At 74.5% G+C, this 5051-nt stretch carries 6 protein-coding genes; all 6 read left to right on the forward strand.

What is annotated here, in order from left to right; all coding sequences use genetic code 11:
* The first annotated feature begins 198 nt into the window (after positions 1–198).
* Positions 199–1161, forward strand: coding sequence for a hypothetical protein (locus ACFWGZ_RS39410; protein WP_382456696.1), 963 nt, complete (start codon positions 199–201; stop codon positions 1159–1161).
* A gap of 8 nt (positions 1162–1169) precedes the next feature.
* Positions 1170–1526: a hypothetical protein gene (locus ACFWGZ_RS39415; RefSeq protein WP_382456697.1), complete on the forward strand. Its 357-nt coding sequence runs from the start codon at positions 1170–1172 to the stop codon at positions 1524–1526.
* Between the two features lie 66 nt (positions 1527–1592).
* Complete coding sequence (locus ACFWGZ_RS39420) at positions 1593–2618, forward strand: sensor histidine kinase (protein WP_382456698.1); 1026 nt, start codon at positions 1593–1595, stop codon at positions 2616–2618.
* Complete coding sequence (locus ACFWGZ_RS39425) at positions 2611–3681, forward strand: hypothetical protein (protein ID WP_382456699.1); 1071 nt, start codon at positions 2611–2613, stop codon at positions 3679–3681. The genes ACFWGZ_RS39420 and ACFWGZ_RS39425 overlap by 8 nt, the downstream gene beginning before the upstream one ends.
* Positions 3666–4310: a response regulator gene (locus ACFWGZ_RS39430; RefSeq protein ID WP_382456700.1), complete on the forward strand. Its 645-nt coding sequence runs from the start codon at positions 3666–3668 to the stop codon at positions 4308–4310. The genes ACFWGZ_RS39425 and ACFWGZ_RS39430 overlap by 16 nt, the downstream gene beginning before the upstream one ends.
* A 90-nt stretch (positions 4311–4400) precedes the next feature.
* Positions 4401–5042: a hypothetical protein gene (locus ACFWGZ_RS39435; RefSeq protein ID WP_382456701.1), complete on the forward strand. Its 642-nt coding sequence runs from the start codon at positions 4401–4403 to the stop codon at positions 5040–5042.
* The last annotated feature ends 9 nt before the right edge of the window (positions 5043–5051 follow it).

Consider the following 5051-nt stretch of genomic DNA (forward strand, 5'->3'; position numbering starts at 1 on the left):
GCGATCACCCGGCGCGGGGTGTTCGGCCTGTGCGGGGTGCGGGGGGGGGGGGGGCGCCGGCGGGGCGGGGGGGTCTCGGCGGCCGGGGGGGCCCCGGGGGTGGGGCCCCCGGGCCCCCACCACCTGACCGGGTGAAGTCCGGTCCGAAAGAGTGCGGTGGCTGGAACCGCGGTCTCGCGGTCCGGTAAGCCCTCCGCCGTGCGTTTGCCTCACGCGGTATGGATCGGCGGGCTCCTGGTGCCCGCGCTGCTGGCCGCCACCGGCGTGTTCGTTCACGCTGGCGGCATCGAACGGACGCTGGACGCCGACGTGCGGACAGCTCTGGGAAAGGCCGGCTACCACGGCGTCGTCTCGGTGAGCGGCCGGTCGGTCGTGGTCAGCGAGGTCTCGCCGCGCTCGGCCGACGCCGTGCGCGCCGTGGTCTCGGACGTCTCCGGCGTCGGTGACACCGACGTGCGCACGGCCGAGCCCGAACAGCTGCTGGTCGCCCTGCGCGGAGCGGAGCTGCTGCTGTCCGGGGCGGTGGCCGACGACGTCGAACGGCGCGCGCTGCTCGGCGCGGTGCAGGCCGGCGACCACCGCGTCACGGCGGCGCTGCGGCTCGGCGGCACGCTGCCGATCCCGCCGTCGGTCGTCGCGCGGCTGGTGAACGCCGTGCTGTCGGCGAAGGTGTCCGACGTGACCGCGACCGTCCACCACGGCCAGGCGGCCCTCGCCGCCCGCGTGCCCGACGAGGAGCGCGCCAAGGCCCTGCGCGCCGCCGTCGAGGACGCGACCAACGGCCTGCGGGTCACCGACCGCGTCGAGGTCGGGCCGTCGGCGGTCGCCGGCGACCTGGACGTCGAGGCGCTGCACGACTCGGTCGGCCGCCTCGTGAACGGCAACGGCGCGATCCGGTTCGTGCAGGGCACCACGGCGTGGGAGGGGCACGGAACGGTGCTCGTCGAACGCGTCGCGCGCATGCTCCTCGTCGCCCCGCGCGCCTCGATCACGCTGGTGGCGCACGGCACCGATCCGGCCGTGGCGCAGAAGCGCGCCCAGATGGTGCGCGACGTGCTGGTCGGCCAGGGAGTGTCGCCCGCCTTGATCGCCACCGAGACCCGTCCCGCCCCCGACGAGTTCGACCCGGCCACCCGCCAGGTCGACGTCGTCGTCCGTTAGGAGTTCCCGTGCTCTGGTTGTTCTCGCAGATGTTCGCGCTGTGCGCGGTGTCGTTCGCGCTCGGCTCGCTGCTGACGTGGCTCGCGGTGCGCGGCCGCCTGAAGACCGACCCGCCCAAGCAGGTGCTGGCCCTGCCCTCGCCGCGGCTCACCGCCGAGAAGGTGGTCGTGGAGCAGCCGGCGGAGACGCCCGTCGCGCGGCCGAAGCCGTTGCCGCTCAAGGGGAACTCGAAGACGATGGTCTACCACACGCCCGACTCGCCGTACTACCGGCGGATGAAGGGCGACACCACGTTCGCGACGGAGGCCGAGGCGGTGGCCGCGGGCTACCGGAGGTGGAACACCAAGGGCCGCGTCAAGGCTTGACCCGCTCGAAGGCTTCAGTGCGGGCCGAACTGCATGTCCGGCGCATGGACCTGAGAAGATGCGGTCGTGCTGGAGACCAGGCTGCTCGCGACGGTGAACCGGCTCGCCGGCCCGATCCGCGGCGCGGGGGTCGTCCTGATCAGCCTGTTCGGCGCCTTCTCGCTGGGCACGGCACTCGGCTGGGGGCTCTTCGGGTTCGTCGCGCTGACCTCGGTCGCGGACTTCCGGCTGCCGCGCGCGGCGCTGCCGGTGGCGTTCGCCCGGGTCGTGGTGCTGGCGGTGCTGCTGGGCACCGGCGCGGAGCAGTGGGTGCTCACGGTGCTCACCACGACGCTGATCACCTGGCAGTGGCAGTGGCCGCCGCGGGTCACGGTGCCCGCGACCACCGGGCTGCTCGCGGTGCAGGTCGCGGTGGCCGGACCGGACGTGCTGGTGCGGGCCGTGCTGGAGGTCGTCCTCGCGCGGCTGGCCTACGAGCTGCTGCGCCGGTCGAGCAGGCGGGTCGACGTGCTGCGCGAACGGGCCGCCGAGCAGACCCGCGCGGCCGCCGTCGCGCTGGACCGCGGGCGCCGCGAACGCGAGTACCTCGCCCTGCTGCACGACACCGCCGCGGCGACGTTCCTGATGGCGGCGCACGGCGGCGACCCCGCCGCGGTGGCCGCGCAGGCCCGCCGTGACCTGGTGGTGCTGGCCGAGCGGGACGGCGGGCAGGGCACCGCGGACCTCGGCGCGGCGCTGACGTCGGCGGCCAGGGACAGCGCGCTCGCGGTGCGGGTGTCCGCCGAGGTGGTGCCGGTGCCCGCGGGGGTGGCGCTCGCGTTCGTGCGGGCGGTGCGGGAGCTGCTGGCGAACGTCGAACGGCACGCGGGCACGTCCGAGGCGGAGCTGACGGTCGTGCGGGACGGGCGGGGCGCCGTCGTCGTGCTGCGCGACCACGGCCGCGGGTTCGTGCCGCGGGACGTGCCGGACCACCGGCGCGGGCTGCGCGGGTCGGTCGTGGAACGGCTGCGGGCGGCCGAGGCCTCGGCGGTGGTCGAGTCGGTGCCGTCGCGGGGCACGACGGCGCGGCTGGTGTGGCCGGCCGATGACTGACCACGCCGTCCACGCCACCACGCGGCAGGTTCTCGTCGTCGTGGTCTTCGCCGTGCAGCTGGTGCTCACGCTGCCGTCGCTCGTGTCGCACCAGCAGGGGCCGGCCGCCTGGCTCGCCTACGCCCTGCTGACCGCCGTCCTGGGGATCGTCGCCGGGCACGTCGCGGCCGGTCGCGCCGTGCTGCCCGCGGCCGTCGCCGTGCCCGTCACCGCCGCGGTGCTCGTGTCGTCGGTGCTGGCCGTGACCTCGTTGCCCGCCGGGGCGTCGTTCGGACCGGCGGACTGGGCGTTCGGGCTCGTCGGCTGGTACCTGCTGCTCGTCCTCGCGGACCGCCCGAGGGTCCTGGTGGCGGCGCTCGCCGCGCACATCTGCTTCTGCGTCGCGTGGTTCGCGCACGCGGGCGACGGGGACGTGGGCACGGCCGGGGTGGTGATCCTCAGCGGCACCAGCTTCCAGCTGGGCGTCCTGCTGATCACGCGGGTGCTGCTGCGCGACACCCGGCTCGCCGCGCAGGCCGCCGCCGAGCGGGACGCCGCGCGGACCCGCGAAGAGCTGGCGCGGCAACGGGAACAGGACCTGCGAGCCGGGTTCGAGGGCCAGCTGGGCGCGGTGCTGCCGCTGCTCGCGGACCTCGCCGACGAGGTCGTGACCGTGCGGGACGAGGCGACCAGGCTGCGGTGCTCGGTGGCGGCCGTGCAGCTGCGGAGGTTGTTCGCGGAGAACGACGACGTGCCGGACCCGTTGCTGCACGAGCTGACGGCCTGTGTGGACGTCGCGGAACGGCGCGGGGTGGTGGTGTCGCTCGCGGTCAGCGGCACGGCCACGGCGGTGCCGACGGAGGTGCGCCGCGAGCTGGTGGCACCGATGGCCCGGGCGCTCGCCGCCGCGGGCGGGCGTGCGAAGGTGAGCCTGCTGCGGACGGCGACCGAGGTGCGGGTGGCGGTGGTGGCGGACGCGCCGGACGTGCTGCCCGGCAACCAGGACGCGCCGGTGTCGGTGACGGTCGAGACGAGTGTCCACAGCGGACTGGTGAGGAGTGAGGCGCGATGGCGGACGACGTGACGGCGGTCGTGGTCGACGACCACCCCGTCGTGCGCGCGGGGGTCGAGCACTGGCTGGCCGCGGCGGGCATCGCGCTGCTCGCGAGCGGGGAGGACCCGGAGGTGGCGTGGACCGGCCCCGGCGCGGACGCGTCGGTGGTCGTGCTCGACCTGCACCTCGGCGGCGTCACGCCCGCGCTGTCGGAGCTGCGCAAGCTCGTGGAGGACGGCCGCAGCGTCGTCGTGTACTCGATGCGCGCCGACGACGAGGTGGTGCTGCAGTGCCTGGAACTGGGCGCGCTGAGCTACCTGACGAAGGCGGAGGGCGCCGAGCACCTGGTGCAGGCGGTGCGCGCGGCGGCGGCAGGCCAGTCGTACACGCCACCGGCGCTCGCGGGCGCGCTGGCGGGCGACTCCTCGGAGACGCGCCCGGCGCTGTCGCCGCGCGAGACGGAGGTGCTCGTCGAGTGGTTCCAGTCGGAGTCGAAGGAGTTCGTGGCGCAACGGCTGAACATCACGCTCAGCACCGTCAACTCGCACCTCGAGCGGATCAGGGTGAAGTACGCCGCGATCGGCCGGCAGGCCCCCACGAAGGCCGCCCTGGTCGCACGGGCGATCCAGGACGGGCTGATCGGCCTCGACGACCTGTAGGGCGTGTGGTGTGAACGACCGATACCGCCGTTCGTCGCAATGGCCTAGCGTGCTCGGTGACCGTCCGTAGTCGTCCGAGGAGTTCCGCCAGTGACGCACGCCCGTGGCCCCCTGTTCATCGCCGCCGCAGCGACGGCGGGCCTGCTCCTGTCGGCCTGCGGTACGGAGACGGCCGGTACGGCCAGTCCCGCGACGTCGGACATGTCGACCGCCGCCGAGACGACCACCACCACGTCCAAGCCGACCAAGGCGAGCACCTCGGGTGCCGTCCCGCCCGTCGCCGGCGCCGACGTCACGCCGCCCGGCACGAAGCTCAAGGTCGGCGCTCGCGCGGTGATCCCGTACACGCTGAGTGACAAGAGCGGCACGATGGCCGTCACCCTCACCGCGATCGAGCAGGGCGCGAAGGAGGACCTCGCGAAGTTCGGCGACCGCGCCAAGAACATCACGCCGTTCTACCTGCGGGTCAAGGTCGAGAACCTGAGCGGCACCGACCTGAGCTACACCTCGGTGTCGCTGCGCGGCGTCGGCGCGGACGGCAAGGGCACCGGCGTCATCATCAGCGGCGACACCGACAAGTGCGACTCGCAGAGCGCGCCGCGGACGTTCACGACCGCGGGGGCGTCGTTCGAGACCTGCGTGCTCAGCGGCGCGCCGGACGGCCTCGCGGTGGCCGGCGCCGAGTACAACCGCGCCGAGTACAGCAAGTCCCCGATCGTCTGGGAGAGCTGAGAGCTTGGG

This window comes from Lentzea sp. NPDC060358 (genome assembly GCF_042725365.1).
Lineage (GTDB): Bacteria > Actinomycetota > Actinomycetes > Mycobacteriales > Pseudonocardiaceae > Lentzea.

Coding starts and splice junctions, on each gene's coding strand:
- ACFWGZ_RS39425 (WP_382456699.1), top strand. CDS start 2,611: ATGACTGACCACGCCGTCCACGCCACCACGCGGCAGGTTCTCGTCGTC.
- ACFWGZ_RS39430 (WP_382456700.1), top strand. CDS start 3,666: ATGGCGGACGACGTGACGGCGGTCGTGGTCGACGACCACCCCGTCGTG.